Origin of the sequence: Cupriavidus phytohabitans (assembly GCF_000426345.1) — a bacterium.
Lineage (GTDB): Bacteria > Pseudomonadota > Gammaproteobacteria > Burkholderiales > Burkholderiaceae > Cupriavidus.
In genome coordinates this window covers 150,338-162,491 of sequence record NZ_AUFE01000001.1, presented here as the reverse complement: position 1 = coordinate 162,491, position 12,154 = coordinate 150,338, and the positions used below count along the sequence as shown (strand labels likewise).

Annotated in this window: 11 protein-coding genes and 1 pseudogene; 8 read left to right on the top strand and 4 right to left on the bottom strand. The window is 64.9% G+C overall.

The features are described 5' to 3' along the window. Window positions 1–24: 24 nt before the first annotated feature. The 8 genes from K309_RS41485 (at window position 25) to K309_RS0100760 (ending at window position 8,088) form a co-directional block, all read left to right on the top strand. A complete protein-coding gene (locus K309_RS41485) occupies window positions 25–216 on the top strand; it encodes a hypothetical protein (RefSeq protein WP_156914271.1) in 192 nt (63 codons plus the stop codon). Window positions 217–381: 165 nt separating this feature from the next. Beyond that, entirely contained in the window at window positions 382–870 is a 489-nt protein-coding gene (locus tag K309_RS0100790) for a GNAT family N-acetyltransferase (protein ID WP_029044637.1), read from the top strand. Window positions 871–1,171: 301 nt separating this feature from the next. Next, window positions 1,172–1,525 carry a hypothetical protein gene (locus K309_RS0100785; protein WP_029044636.1) on the top strand — a complete coding sequence of 118 codons (354 nt, stop codon included), beginning with the start codon at window positions 1,172–1,174 and terminating at the stop codon, window positions 1,523–1,525. Between the two features lie 99 nt (window positions 1,526–1,624). Beyond that, a complete protein-coding gene (locus K309_RS0100780; protein ID WP_051320270.1) occupies window positions 1,625–2,848 on the top strand; it encodes a TolC family protein in 1,224 nt (407 codons plus the stop codon). Beyond that, window positions 2,845–3,402: a hypothetical protein gene (locus K309_RS0100775; protein ID WP_029044634.1), complete on the top strand. Its 558-nt coding sequence runs from the start codon at window positions 2,845–2,847 to the stop codon at window positions 3,400–3,402. Before K309_RS0100780 ends, K309_RS0100775 begins: the two co-directional genes overlap by 4 nt. An 8-nt stretch (window positions 3,403–3,410) precedes the next feature. Further along, the gene (locus K309_RS0100770) at window positions 3,411–4,535 is read left to right on the top strand and encodes an efflux RND transporter periplasmic adaptor subunit (protein WP_035876462.1); all 1,125 of its coding nucleotides are present in this window, start codon (window positions 3,411–3,413) and stop codon (window positions 4,533–4,535) included. 9 nt (window positions 4,536–4,544) lie between these two features. Next, complete coding sequence (locus K309_RS0100765; RefSeq protein ID WP_029044632.1) at window positions 4,545–7,649, top strand: efflux RND transporter permease subunit; 3,105 nt, start codon at window positions 4,545–4,547, stop codon at window positions 7,647–7,649. 52 nt (window positions 7,650–7,701) lie between these two features. Beyond that, the gene (locus tag K309_RS0100760) at window positions 7,702–8,088 is read left to right on the top strand and encodes a hypothetical protein (protein ID WP_029044631.1); all 387 of its coding nucleotides are present in this window, start codon (window positions 7,702–7,704) and stop codon (window positions 8,086–8,088) included. 90 nt (window positions 8,089–8,178) lie between these two features. Here K309_RS0100760 and K309_RS0100755 read toward each other — a convergent pair whose 3' ends face one another. From K309_RS0100755 to K309_RS39665, 4 genes and pseudogenes are all read right to left on the bottom strand, one after another. Beyond that, on the bottom strand, window positions 8,179–9,519 hold the full coding sequence (locus K309_RS0100755) for an MFS transporter (RefSeq protein ID WP_029044630.1): 1,341 nt from the start codon (window positions 9,517–9,519) through the stop codon (window positions 8,179–8,181). A gap of 11 nt (window positions 9,520–9,530) precedes the next feature. Then, the gene (locus tag K309_RS0100750; protein ID WP_029044629.1) at window positions 9,531–9,800 is read right to left on the bottom strand and encodes a metal-sensing transcriptional repressor; all 270 of its coding nucleotides are present in this window, start codon (window positions 9,798–9,800) and stop codon (window positions 9,531–9,533) included. A 178-nt stretch (window positions 9,801–9,978) separates the two neighbouring features. Beyond that, the gene (locus tag K309_RS0100745; protein ID WP_051320269.1) at window positions 9,979–11,268 is read right to left on the bottom strand and encodes an MFS transporter; all 1,290 of its coding nucleotides are present in this window, start codon (window positions 11,266–11,268) and stop codon (window positions 9,979–9,981) included. A 217-nt stretch (window positions 11,269–11,485) separates the two neighbouring features. Then, window positions 11,486–12,144 (bottom strand): annotated as a pseudogene (locus K309_RS39665) (chromate transporter); the annotation flags it as partial. Between the last annotated feature and the right edge of the window lie 10 nt (window positions 12,145–12,154).

Genomic DNA, 12,154 nt, shown 5'->3' with positions numbered 1-12,154 from the left:
CCATCCCGGAGCGCAAAGTCCCACATGATCGAGCAGACCCGCGGGGTGGAGACCGTGACGCCCTGGCGTACCCGATTGCAGTCATGCCGCAATGGCGGAAGCGATTTCGCCATTCCCCATAGTGTCGCCGTGCAGGCGCATAAACAGACCACTCGAATTGGGGGGATTTCATCTCGCCAGACCGTACGTATTCGCCCGGCGGTTTGCGATCAATGAATTGATTCAAACCTGACGGCACCTTCTCGCGCGCACCTGGAATAAGGGCTCCGTGTATTTCTGTGGATTCGCGGCGGTGCACCGACCCGACAAGGGAGATGCGTTGTGTATTGAAGTGCAAGCCGGCAGGTAGATAATGCCAACACAAGCAAATGGGGGTTACGAGTGACAGCCAGCGAATTAATGGTACGAACAGCGCAAGAGGGCGACCACGAATGGATCGTTGCTGCGCATGGAGAAGTCTACGCCACGGAGTTCGGCTTTGACGGAAGTTTCCAGGACAGCATCGCCCGGAAGATGCATGCATTTCTCCAGCTACCAAGCACGTTCAATCGCGTCTGGGTTGGATGGATAGGGGACAAGCGCGCGGCGTCGATTGCAATCTCCGACAGACCTGGCGATGTGGCGTTTCTCAATTTCGTTCTGGTCCTGCCGCAGTATAGAGGCAGAGGCGCCGGGCATGCCTTGATGAAGATAGCCCTCGATCATGCACGCGCGCACTCGTTGAAGGAGGTACAGCTCGAAACCTATAGCTGCCTCGTAGACGCAAGGGCGCTTTATCGACGCCTGGGGTTCCATACGACGGAGATAGTGCCTGGACAAAAGGCGTTTGGGCAGACATTTCAACAAGAATTCTGGGCGCTTGGTCTCTAGCAGGCTGTTGCCGCGGTCCGGTTGTCTCTTTTCGGACCGATGCCGGGCGTTCGGCGGAGGGAGCAGAAGTGCTGCTCGCCCTGCCTGAAGTCGAGGGCGGAAGGACCATCCTCTCCCGATCCCTCATGAGTCTGCCTGCGCATGATCTGCCTGTTCCTCCCCTCCAGTGTCGAGCGTGATGGCTTGCTTGTGGGGAAGAATTCTTCGTAAATGCCCCCGGTCGTTAGCCTTGCCACATTCAGTTACACGGTGTCCCGTCAGTCTTCGCGCTACCTGCTACCGGTCAGGTAGAATCCAGCCTATGTCGCGCGCAATTGCCATCCTCCTGATGCTGATCCTGCCGCTGCAGGCCTTGGCCGCAGCGCAGCGGCAACTCGCGCATTCGGTCGGCTTCCCCTCGGAGCATATGGCGGCGCACGCCGAACATATCCCCCATCACCACGATGACGACGGGGAGATCGCGTTCGACGATTCCACAGCGTCGGCGTCACACCAACTCGACTTCGACTACGGCGCTCACTTCCAGGCGCCCCTGCCCGCGAGCCTGCTGCCGCCGCTGTCGCAGCGGACCCAGTCCGAGCCGTTGTTTCTTGGCGGCCGCATGCCCGACCCTCGGGGCAGTCCCCCCTTACGCCCGCCTCACGCGCCCGCCTGACGGCGGGGCCTTGACCTCCTGATTCCATGCCGTGGCGCAAAGACTTGCGCCGCGCCCCGCCGCATTACCTGTGCTATCGCGATTTGCGTTGGGGATTCCATGCAGAAGTTCTTCTTTTCCATTGTTGCGTCCGCGCTGCTGATGCCGGCGGCCCATGGCCAGCCTGCGCCGGCGGATCTGCACGCGCTGTTCAATACCGCGTGGGAGTGGTCCGTGGCATTCCAGGCGACCGAAGGGCGTCGCCTGGAGGCGGCGGCCAGTCGGGTACAGGCGGATGCGCTGATCGCCGGACCACCCACACTGGGCCTGCTGCACCGGGACGACCGCTGGACCGAGAAGCGGGGCCTGCGCGAGAGCGAGGTCCAGCTTGGTGTCCCGGTGTGGATGCCAGGTCAGCGCGCGGCCCGCGGCGATCTGGCTGACGCGCAGGCCGCCGAGGCCGAGGCCGGCGCCGCTCTGGCGCGGCTGAACGTCGCCGCTGAGGTGCGCGAGCGCGTCTGGCAGCTTGTGGCTGCGGAGGGTGAGCACGATGTATTACGACGCCGCGCCGAGATCGCCGCTTCCCTGCGCGACGACGTGCGGCGGCGCGTCAGCGCTGGCGACCTTGCGCGCACCGACCTGCTGCTGGCGCAGCAGGACTATCTGGCTGCACAGGGGCTGCTGGCTGACAGCGAATCCCGGCTGGTGGACGCCAGGGCGCGGCTTTTGCAAGCGACCGGCGTATCTGCCCTGCCGCTGCGGTATGACGAAGCGGCAGCGGCAGCGGCCGTGGGCGATCCGGCTGCCAGCGTGCCGACCCATCCGCGGTTGGAAGCAGCCCAGCGAGCCGTGCTGCGCAGCGAGCGGCAGGTGGGCTACTTGCGCAAATCGCGCCGCGATCCGCCGGAAGTTGGTGTGCTGTACCGCAACGACCGGGCCGGCGGCGGCATGCCCAGCGACCAGACCATCGGCCTCTTCGTCAAAATTCCATTCGCAACCGACGCGCGTAATCTGCCGCGCGAGACCGCCGCGCAGACTGAACTGATGACAGCCCGGGCCGAGCTCGATCGCACTGAACGCATCGTCCGCGCTGAGATCGACGCGGCACAGGCGGCGCTGTCGCTCGCCGGGCAGCAGCTCAAGCTCACGGAAGAGCGCAGCGCTACGCTGTCCGAGCGGGCGGCACTGCTGCGCAAGACTTTCAATGCCGGTGAAATCGGCTTGCCTGAAGTGCTGCGCGCACAAAACCAGGCCCTTGAAGCCGAAAGCGACCTGGCGCGCCAGCGCGCCCGCCGCGGCATCGCCACTGCCAACCTGAACCAGGCTCTCGGAGTCCTGCCATGATCCGCCAGCTCTTTCTCACCCTGCTCTTGTCACTCGCCTGCGCCGCGCATGCCGCTCCGGGCGCCCACGGCCCCAATGGCGAACACCTCGATGCGCCCACCAGCACCGGCGCCGCGGCGAATGCCCAGCCCGGCATCGAAGCCAATACGGAGGCGTTCGAACTGGTTGGCACTCTGGCCGCGGATGAGCTGTCGGTGATGATCGACCGCTACGCCACCAACGAGCCGGTGCTGAACGGCACGCTGGAGGTTGAGTTCAACGGCATCCAGGCGCAAGGCAAGCTGCACGCCGACTTCGGCGACTACGCCTTTACCGACGAGAAACTCCTCAAGGCACTGCACCAGCCGGGCAACCATGCACTCGTGTTCACCCTTGTTGCGGGCAATGAGTCGGACCTGATCGAGGGCACTCTCAATGTTGCCGCGGACGCGCACACCCATGGCCTCGGGGCCTTCTGGCAAGCGCGCTGGCCGTGGGTCGTCTTGCTTGTGGCGGTTGTCCTGGTTGCCGCAGCCTGGGGCGTAAGGCGCCGCAACATCCATAAGAAAAACTGAGGCCCGACATGCTGAAGACAACCAAATTCGCAACGATCGCCGTCGCGCTGGCTGCCTGTGCAGCCATGCCGGCACTGGCCGGGCCCGGTGCACACGGGCCCGGTGGCGAACACCTTGATGCACCGGGGGCGGTGTCCGGCAGCGGCGGCCTGGCCCGGTTGCCCGACGGTAGTGTCCAGGTGCCTAAGCTCGCGCAACGGCGCATGGGCATACGGACGACGATGCCGCAGGAAGCCTTGCACCCCGTGACCGTGGAGCTGAATGCCGTGGTGGCGATCGACCCCAATGCGGGCGGGCGGCTGCAGGCGGGACACCCGGGCTGGATCGAGCCGCCACCCGGTGGCTTCCCGGTACTCGGGCAGCGTGTCACCAAAGGCCAGGTGCTGGCCGTGCTACGGCACAAGAGCGAGCCCTTCGATATCGGCAACCAGCAGGCGCAGCTGGCCAACCTGAGCGCCAGCCTGAACCTGGCCCGGCAACGGCTGCAGCGGTTGGAATCGCTGCAGGACAGCATCCCGCGCAAGGAGATCGAAGCCGCCCGCGCCGAGGTCCAGAGCCTTTCCGGCCAGCGCGAGGCAGTGGGCAAGAGCCTGCACCTTACCAACACGCTGACCGCGCCAGCCAGTGGCGTCATCGCCACCGCCAATGTGCTGGCCGGCCAGGTAGTCGCTGCTGGCGACGTGCTGTATGAAGTGGTTGACCCGGCGCGGATGCTGATCGAGGCCAACACCGCGGATGCCTCGCTGGCCAACCGTATCCAGGCTGGTACCCTGGGTCGATCGGACGGTGGCAAGCTGGATTTCATCGGCGCCGGGCGCAGCTTGAAGAATGGCGCCGTGCCGTTGACGTTCCGGCTCACGGGCAATGCGGTGCCGCTTGCCGTCGGGCAGCCCGTAACGGTGGTGGCCACGCTGACCGATACCGTCAAGGGCATCGCGTTGCCCAGCGAGGCCCTGGTCCGCAACGCCAGCAACCTGCCGGTGGTGTGGATCAAGTCCGGCACGCAGCGCTTTATCGCCCAGCCGGTGGAAGCGCGCGTGCTCGATGCGCGCACCGTGGTCGTGGTCAAAGGCCTGTCGCCGGAGAACCGGGTGGTAGTGTCCGGGGCGGCGCTGATCAACCAGATCCGCTGAGGGGCGCGCATGTTCAACTGGATTGTTCGCGCGAGCCTCGGCAATCGGCTGCTGGTCCTTGCCGTTGCCGTCATCCTGATGGCATACGGCGCCTTCACCGCCTGGCGCACGCCGGTGGATGTCTTCCCGGACCTCAACAAGCCGCTGGTGACCGTAATCACCGAAGCTGGCGGCATGGCGCCGCAGGAAGTGGAGCTGCTGGTGTCGTTCCCGATCGAGACCGCACTGAATGGCATGCCCGGCGTCACGCGGGTCCGCTCGGTTTCGGGCGTGGGCCTGTCGATTGTCTATGCCGAATTCGACTGGGGCAGCGATATCTATCGCAACCGCCAGCTGGTGTCGGAGCGGCTGGCGCTGGTGAAAGAGCAGTTGCCCGGGGGGCTGACGCCCATTCTCGGGCCGGTGTCGTCGATCATGGGCGAGATCATGCTGATCGCCTTGCCGATCGATCCGGCCAAAGCCAGCCCGATGCAGGCGCGAGAATATGCCGACTTCGTGCTGCGGCCGCGCCTGCTGTCGGTGGCTGGCGTGTCGCAGGTCATCCCGATCGGCGGCGAGGTGCGCCAGCTTCGGGTCGAACCGGACACCGCCAGGATGGCGCAGTTTGGTGTGGCATTGCCCCAGGTGGAGAGCGCGTTGCGCGACTTCGCGGCCAATACCAGCGGTGGTTTCATCGACCTGAATGGGCGCGAATACCTGATCCGCAATCTCGGGCGCACCAACCGGCTCGACGACCTCAAGGGGCTGGCCGTTGCCTACAAGGACGGCATGCCGGTGCTGCTGGAGCAGGTGGCGGGCGTGCGTTATGCCCCGGCACTCAAGCGCGGCGACGCTGGCTTCAATGGCAAGCCGGCAGTGATCGTCAGCGTGCAGAAGCAGCCGGCGGCGGATACGGTGCGGCTGACGCGCGACCTTGAGGCCGCACTCGGGGAGCTGAAACAGGGGCTGCCGCCGGGGCTGTCCGCGCCGCAGGTGCTGTTCCGCCAGGCCGACTTCATCGAGGCCTCGATCGGCAACGTAGTCGAAGCGCTCCGCGACGGCGCCATCATGGTCACCGTCATCCTGTTCGCCTTCTTGCTGAGCGCGCGCACTACCGCGATCTCGCTGGTGGCGATTCCGCTATCGCTGGCCGTCACCGCGCTGGCCTTCCACCTGCTGGGCCAGTCGATCAACGTGATGACGCTGGGCGGCCTGGCCATTGCCATCGGCGAACTGGTCGACGACGCCGTGGTCGACGTGGAGAACATCCTGCGCCGGCTCAGGCAGCGGGCCGGCAAGGAGAATCCGCCGTCGGTGCTTGAGGTGATCTGGCGCGCTTCGGTCGAAGTCCGCTCCGGCATCGTCTATGCCACGCTGGTGGTGGTGCTGGTGTTCGTGCCGCTGTTTGCGCTGCCGGGTATCGAAGGGCGCCTGTTCGCGCCGCTGGGCATCGCCTACATCGTGTCGATCCTGGCCTCGATGCTGGTGTCGATGACGGTGACCCCGGTGCTGTCTTACTACCTGCTGCCGCGGATGAAGCGGCTCGAGCATCCGGACAGCCCGCTGGTGGCATGGCTCAAGCGGGTCGACGGCAGGGTGCTGGACTGGTCGTTTCCGCGCGCAAAGGCGCTGCTTGCCGCGGCTGCCATCGCCGTGGCGCTGGCGGCCGCCACGGTGCCGTTCATGCCGCGCGCCTTCCTGCCGGCCTTCAACGAAGGTTCGCTGGTGATGTCGCTGATGTTCAATCCGGGCACCTCGCTGGCCGAAGCCAACCGCATGGGCGCGCTGGCGGAAACGCTGATCCGGCAGGTGCCGGAAGTGATGCAGGTCGGCCGGCGCACCGGCCGCGCCGAACTCGATGAACATGCCGAAGGCGTGCATTCCTCCGAGATCGACGTCGACCTGAAGCGCTCCGACCGCAGTCGTGAACAAGTGATGGCCGCCATCCGCGCCCAGCTTGCCAGCCTGCCTGCGTCGGTGGCGATCGGCCAGCCGATTTCGCACCGGTTGGACCACCTGCTGTCCGGGGTGCGGGCACAGATCGCGCTGAAGATCTATGGCGACGATCTCGATACGCTGCGCGGCCTGGCGGAGAAAGTGCGCGGGCGGCTTGCCGCCATACCGGGGCTCGTCGATATCACGGTCGAGCGTCAGGTGCTGATTCCGCAAGTCAATGTGAGGCTCGATTACCGCAAGGCCGCGCAATACGGCATTCCGGCTGGCGAGGCGCTGAAGGCGTTGCAGACCTTGTCGGACGGCACGCGGGTGACGCAGCTGATCGAGGGCGTGCGCCGCTACGACCTGGTGGTGCGGTTGCCGGATACGGGCCGTACACCGCAGGACCTGTCCCGCGTCATGCTCGATTCGCCGCGGGGCGCGGTACCGCTGTCGGCAGTCGCCACGGTCGAGGATGGCGACGGCCCGAATCAGATCGGGCGCGAGAATGGCCGCCGGCGCATCGTGGTCTATGCCAATACCGATGGCTCGGATATGTCGAAGGTCATCGGCGAGGTGCGCAGCGCGGTCGCGCGCGCCGGGCTACCCGGTGGTTATTTCGTCAGCATCGAGGGTCAGTTCCAGGCACAGGAGCAGGCGACGCAACTGATCGTGCTGCTGTCACTGGTGTCGCTGGCACTGATCTACCTGGTGCTGTATTCGCGCTATCGCTCCGCGACTCTCACGTTGATCATCATGGCGAATATCCCGCTGGCATTGATCGGCAGCGTAATCGCGATGTGGCTGGGAGGGCTGACCCTCTCTGTGGCGTCCATGGTCGGCTTCATCACGCTGACGGGTATCGCCACCCGCAACGGCATCCTGAAAGTCAGCCACTACATCAACCTGTGCCGCGTCGAAGGGGAGACCTTCGGTATCCCGATGATCGTGCGCGGGTCGCTGGAGCGGCTGACGCCAGTGCTGATGACCGCGCTGGTTGCGGCGTTCGCACTGACGCCGCTGCTGGTGTCGGCCGACGCGCCCGGCAAGGAAATCCTGCATCCGGTGGCGGTGGTGATCTTCGGCGGGCTGGTCAGCTCGACCATCCTGGATTCCGTGCTGACACCCTTGGCATTCTGGTTGTTCGGGCGCCGCCCGCTGGAACGGATTCTGTCGCAACAGCAGGGCGACGCGTACTGACTACGGGCTTTGGCAGCGACGCCCCCAAGTCGCTGCATCAACGGAGTATTCGATGAAGAAACAGATTTCAGCCATGTTGTTTGCCGGCAGCCTCGCACTGTCCGGCCTTTCCGGTCTGGCCATGGCCCACGGCGCCAAGCCCGCGCAGTACGGCGGCATCGTGCAGACCGCCAGTGACCTGCAGTTCGAGTTGGTCAACAAGGATGGCGCGGTCACCATCTATGTCGACGACCATGACCGGAAACTGCCGGTGGCCGGCGCCAGCGGCAAGCTGACGGTGCTGACCGGCGCCCAGAAGACGGAAACGGTGCTGAACCCGGGAACGGACAATGCGCTGGTGGCGGCCGACAAGTTGCAATTCAAAGCCGGCTCCAAGCTGGTCGCGACAATCAAGTTTGCCAACGGCAAGACCGTCACGGCGCGCTTTGTAGCGAAGTGACACAGTAGGAACCCCGTCGATCACACCATGGCAAGCCGGGTGCGCAGGGGCGTCGCCATCCGGTCATGGCCGGAAGTACAAAGGCGGTGACTACAAAAGATCCGGCCATCTCGGATGCAGCTCATCGATGGTGAAGGCGTGGCGGTGGCTTCGGCTGCCCGTACGCTCGCCTTCAGACAGGTGCTCCTCGAACGCCGTTCCCGCTGGGTGGCTGTGGTCGAGAATATCGTGGTCTGCGGCCGGCCACATCCGCCAGCCAATCCCCACGCCAAGGAGGGTCAGCGCAGCGAGGACGGCAAAGGTCGGCGCCATGCCCAGTCTCGCACCAAGCTGCCCTGCCAGCGGGTATGTGACCAGCCAGCATGCATGCGACAGGGAAAACTGCGCCGCGAAGACTGCCGGCCGGTTGGCCGAACTTGCCGAGCGCCGCAGCAAGCGTCCGCTGGGCGTCAGCGTCATCGAATAACCTATGCCGATCGTGAACCAGGCAGCGAGGAATGCGGGCCATTCGGCCGATCCTCCCAGCTCCGCGATTGCGATGCCCGCCAGCAAGCCCAGCGCCATGACCGAAGCACCGGTCAGCATGGCGGGCCTGTCGGGCCGCTTGTCGAGGTACTTTGGCAGCAGCAGCGCCACGAGCATCGATCCGCATCCGAACGCGGCCAATGCAATCGGAACGTCGGTGGCAGGCCGCTGCATCTTGCTTTGCACGTAGACGACGGTATTCACGATGACCATCGAACCCGCCGCCGCAGCGGCAAGGTTCAGCGCAAGCAGGCCACGCAGGCGCGGCGTCCGAAGATAGATCGACATGCCATGGGTTGTCTTGGCGAAGATGCCGCCCGATCGCTCGACTGCCCGTGACTGAGGCAGTCGCACGGATACCACCAGCGCAGCCGAAACCAGGAAGCCGATGACGGTGCCGGCAAACAGCCAGTGGAAACCGATCACCGTCAACAGCGCGGCGGCCAGCGCAGGGCTGGCAAGGTTTTCCAGGTCATAGGCCAGCCGCGACAACGACAATGCGCGGGTGTAGTCCTTCTCGTCGGGTAGCACGTCGGGGATCGTCGCCTGGAACGTGGGGGTAAACGCCGCCGACGCCGACTGGAGCAGGAAAATGAGCAGATAGATCTGCCAGGCTTCGGTCACGAACGGTAGCGAGACCGCGACACCGGCACGGACCAGGTCCATCGACACCAGGAACGCGCGGCGGGGCAGCCGGTTCGCGTACGCACCGATGACCGGGGCAACACCGACATAGGCGACCATCTTGATGGCAAGCGCTGTGCCGAGAACGGTGCCGGCGTTCGCGCCAGCCAGATCATAAGCGAGCAACCCCAGCGCCACTGTTGCCAGTCCCGTCCCGACGAGTGCGATGACCTGCGCAAGGAACAAGTGCCGGTAGGTGCGATTGGTCAGGACATCCAGCATAACGGTGACGTTTATAGATACTTGCTGATGGACTTGAACTCGCGCAACGCCTCGTCCGCAGTGCGGGTACCGGCGCGAATCGCATCGTCGAGGCAATGGTCGATATGGTCATGGACCAGCGTTTTCTTGGCGCTTGCCACGGCGGATTCGACCGCCTGCAGCTGCTGCGCGACCTCCACGCACGGCCGCTGTTCTTCAAGCATGCCGATGATGCGCCTCAGGTGGCCTTCGGCGCGCTTCAGGCGCTTGATGATATCGGGGTGCGTGGCATGCATCGACATAACTTCTCCTATCCTGGGGGGGAGGATAGCATGATGGCTGTCGCTCCGGTGAAGCCAGTGCTCCTGGTCATCCGTTCGGCCTTCACCATGGATCGGACAGTTCAGCGCCGCGACAACGACGATTGCGGCCAGTACTGCTGTGATCCAGTCTGGCAAGTCCACATCCCGCTCTGGCCGGTCAGTTGAGTGGCTTGACCCGACGGAACGCGCGCAGCATCGCGAGGTCGTAGGCGATCTTCAGCAGGCCGCAGGCGACCAGCGGCGTGCTGGCATAGCCGCACGCCATCAATGCGGCGGCGAGCGCGGGACTGAGTGCCGCAGCCAGGCTGCGCGGCACGGCGGTCAAGCTTGCGGCCGCCGCCCGTTCCGGCGGGGTCACAACCGCCATCACATAAGCCGTCCGTGTCGGCACATCCATCTGCGACAGCGCGCTGCGAGCAAGCAGCAAGGACAGGCTAAGCGTTAGCGTGGGCGCGAAGGCGGCGGCAATCAGGCACAGGCTGGACGGGATATGCGTAAATACCATCGTGTTGAGCAGGCCGATCTTTCGCGCCAGCGGCACCGCGGCGAGTTGCGAGAACGTCGTCAGTATTCCTGCGAGGAAGAAGAACTGGCCGGTCGCGGCAGGACTCAGGCCGAACCGCTGCATCAGCCACAGCGACAGGAGCGAATTGACCACGAGCCCGCCCGCGAACGCGTCCACGCTGAACAGCATCGCCAGGCGCAATACGATCGGACGGGACGGACCCAATGGTGTGGTCGCCGTGGTTGCCGACCCACATGGCTGCGTGGCAGGTACGCGCGCATAGAGACGCCACAGCAGCAGTCCTATGATTCCGTAGAAAACGAACATCAGGCGCATCGCATCGAGCGGGGACAGCCGGGATTGCTCGGCCAGCCATGCCGGAATCGCCGCTGCTAGTGCCCCTAAAGCGGAGGAAAATGCGCCGACCAGGCCGTAGCGGGCGAACAGCGCCGTCCGGGTGTCAGGCGATGCTGATTCCGCCAGGCGCGCGTGCTCCAAGGGCAGGAAGATACTGACATCGCCGGAGCCAGGGTTAAGCGTGCCGACGAATGCGATGACCAGAAGCGGCCACAGCGTGGAGAAGCCAGCAAAGCCGAGGCCGGTCGCAAACATCATGGCCGCCGCCAGCATCAGCAAGCGGCGTTGCGGGTAGCGGTGCCCGGCGATCCCGATCAGAATGGTGGCGAGGGCAGAGCCGATCAGGGTCGCGCTGCTTATGAGCCCAACGGCCAGCGAGTCGAAGCGAAGGGCCAGCAGGTAGGACGGCAACAGCACGGCAATATAGCCATCACAGATACCACGCAGCGCACGGCCAGCAAGCAGCGGCAGGGCGTCGGGGCGAACACCGGATGGCAGCGTGATGCGTTCGAGCCAGCTACTGCTGGCGGTGGGGGGGTGGTCCTTATGTACTGCCACGGCGAGCCTGACTTGTCGATCTGGCATCGAGGCCAGTTGGCGAGGGCGGACTGCTATGTATGTTGCAGCCTGACATGGTGCCTGCCGCCTTATCCGGTGTTGTTACTGCCAGACGAGATGGCAGCAAAGAGGGTTACGCTGTCGGCCCTGGTCCAGACGCCGATGGCACCGGCACCCGGGATATGCTCGTCCGAGGTGTCGATGTGCAGCTTGCCATCCAGCGCCGGTTTCGCCCGTAGCCGGAAATTGCAGCCGCCGTGACGCCATCGACGAAGGCCAGGATGGCCGGCAGTTTTCCGTACTTCTTGAAGTAAGGGGCCGGCCATACCGTGAACAGGTAGCACGGCAGGAAGGTCGCCAGGGCCGCCACGCAGGCGCCGGGCAGCCCGGCCACCAGGTAGCCGATAAAGCCGACCGTGATCACGACGGGGCCGGGCGTGATCATGGCCACGGCCACCGCATCGACGAATTGCTTTTCGTTAAGCCATTGGTATTCCGTCACCACGCCACCGTAAAGGAAGGGCACGATGGCAAGACCCGGCCAAAGACGAAGGCGCCGGCCTTGGCGAAGAAAACACCGATCTGGGTCAGCAGCGGCCAGTCCAGCGTGCTGAGCAGACCGCTGGCGGCCGGCCGATCAGCGTGGCACCGAGGATGCGGTAGTGCACGTAGCCGAGATAAATCGCCAGTTGCGCCAGCGCGATGCCTTCCTTGTAGTCGCCCTCTGCGATCCATCCCCGCCGCTCGACCAGGTCGCGATGCATATAGCCGGCCAACGCGACCGGCCCGCCAAAGCCGAAGGTGCCAAGGCGGAGGAAATAGAGCACGAGTCTGCCAAAGAGTATAGGCAGGCCGTTCCGAGACTTCCGGTGGTGCTATACCGGCTTGCTGCATGCGACTCATGGCGGGTTGA

Excerpts from the sequence above, each read along its gene's own strand:
- K309_RS0100745 (WP_051320269.1), bottom strand. The coding sequence starts at position 11,268 with ATGCCAGATCGACAAGTCAGGCTCGCCGTGGCAGTACATAAGGACCAC.
- K309_RS0100770 (WP_035876462.1), top strand. The coding sequence starts at position 3,411 with ATGCTGAAGACAACCAAATTCGCAACGATCGCCGTCGCGCTGGCTGCC.
- K309_RS0100760 (WP_029044631.1), top strand. The coding sequence starts at position 7,702 with ATGAAGAAACAGATTTCAGCCATGTTGTTTGCCGGCAGCCTCGCACTG.
- K309_RS41485 (WP_156914271.1), top strand. The coding sequence starts at position 25 with ATGATCGAGCAGACCCGCGGGGTGGAGACCGTGACGCCCTGGCGTACC.
- K309_RS0100765 (WP_029044632.1), top strand. The coding sequence starts at position 4,545 with ATGTTCAACTGGATTGTTCGCGCGAGCCTCGGCAATCGGCTGCTGGTC.
- K309_RS0100755 (WP_029044630.1), bottom strand. The coding sequence starts at position 9,519 with ATGCTGGATGTCCTGACCAATCGCACCTACCGGCACTTGTTCCTTGCG.
- K309_RS0100785 (WP_029044636.1), top strand. The coding sequence starts at position 1,172 with ATGTCGCGCGCAATTGCCATCCTCCTGATGCTGATCCTGCCGCTGCAG.
- K309_RS0100750 (WP_029044629.1), bottom strand. The coding sequence starts at position 9,800 with ATGTCGATGCATGCCACGCACCCCGATATCATCAAGCGCCTGAAGCGC.
- K309_RS0100775 (WP_029044634.1), top strand. The coding sequence starts at position 2,845 with ATGATCCGCCAGCTCTTTCTCACCCTGCTCTTGTCACTCGCCTGCGCC.
- K309_RS0100780 (WP_051320270.1), top strand. The coding sequence starts at position 1,625 with ATGCAGAAGTTCTTCTTTTCCATTGTTGCGTCCGCGCTGCTGATGCCG.